The sequence below is a fragment of the Arthrobacter sp. M4 genome (assembly GCF_020251205.1).
GTDB lineage: Bacteria > Actinomycetota > Actinomycetes > Actinomycetales > Micrococcaceae > Arthrobacter.
The window spans coordinates 1-221 of sequence record NZ_JAIWYX010000088.1 but is presented as its reverse complement, the minus strand read 5'-3'; the positions used below and the strand labels follow the sequence as shown (position 1 = coordinate 221).

Genomic DNA, 221 nt, shown 5'->3' with positions numbered 1-221 from the left:
GGCTACTGCTACCAAGGCGACAAACAAATAGACAACCTTCCGGCGGGGCAGTACACGCTGGAGTTTGTGGGCACCAATGATGTGCAGGGGACGTATTCGTTTGCGTTGATGCCGCTGACAGTAGACAGTTTTGATGTGAGTCTGCCGGTGTCGGTGTCGAACGGGGTGCCGGCGGCGGGGGCGGGGAACCTGGAAACTAAGGGCTCCCACGACCAGTACCG

At 59.3% G+C, this 221-nt stretch carries 1 protein-coding gene; it reads left to right on the top strand.

Annotation, left to right across the window (positions count from 1 at the left end; genetic code table 11):
• A partial coding sequence (locus tag LD110_RS23520) for a hypothetical protein (RefSeq protein ID WP_225502349.1) occupies window positions 1-221 on the top strand: 221 nt, incomplete at both ends.